Origin of the sequence: Ferrovibrio sp. (assembly GCF_002796975.1) — a bacterium.
Classification (GTDB): Bacteria; Pseudomonadota; Alphaproteobacteria; order Ferrovibrionales; family Ferrovibrionaceae; genus Ferrovibrio.
In genome coordinates, this window is the sequence record NZ_PEKV01000005.1 from 850,126 (window position 1) to 851,034 (window position 909).

1 pseudogene is annotated in these 909 nt (G+C 62.0%); it reads right to left on the bottom strand.

The annotated features are described in order from the left end of the window. A pseudogene (locus tag CTR53_RS09005) lies at positions 1–908 on the bottom strand (indolepyruvate ferredoxin oxidoreductase family protein); the annotation flags it as partial. Position 909: the final 1 nt, after the last annotated feature.

Genomic DNA, 909 nt, shown 5'->3' on the forward strand with positions numbered 1-909 from the left:
GCCATCTCCTCGGTGATGCCGAGATCTTCCAGCGCCTGACGGACGTCCAGATAGGACTTGCCGGTGGTGATGATACCCAGCCGCGGCTTCGGGCTGTCGATCACGATGCGGTCGATCTTGTTGGCGCGCGCGAAAGCCAGCGCCGCATAAGCCTTGTGGCGCTGCAGGCGGTCTTCCTGCTCCAGAATTGCATCGGGCCAGCGGATATTCAGCCCGCCTGTCGGCATCTCGAAATCGGTGGGGTAAGCGATTTGCAGGCGCTCAGGGTCGATGGAAACACTCGCCGAGCTTTCGACGGTTTCGGTCTGGCACTTGAAGCCGACCCAGATGCCGGCATACCGCGACATGGCCCAGCCCAGCAGGCCATAATCGATGAATTCCTGGACATTGGCCGGATGCAGCATCGGCATCATTGCGGCCATCATCATGTGTTCGGACTGGTGCGCCACGGTGGAGGAGGCAGCGCCATGATCGTCACCGCACAGCGCCAGCACGCCGCCATGCTTCGAGGTGCCGGCTGAATTGGCATGCTTGAACACGTCCATCGAGCGGTCGACGCCGGGGCCCTTGCCATACCAGATCGAAAAGACGCCGTCGTATTTCGCCTTCGGGAACAGGTTGAGCTGCTGGCTGCCCCAGATCGCGGTGGCGGCCAGATCCTCGTTCACGCCGGGCTGGAACTGGATGTGATTGTCTTTGAGATATTTGCGGGCTTTCCAGAGCTGCTGGTCGAACAGGCCCAGCGGCGAGCCGCGATAACCGGAGATGAAAGCGGCGGTATTGAGACCGGCGGCGAGATCGCGCTTTCGCTGCAGCATCGGCAGGCGGACCAGCGCCTGCGTCCCGGTCAGGAAAACCCGGCCGCGCTCGAGGGTGTATTTGTCGTCCAGCGTAACATTCGCCAGCATC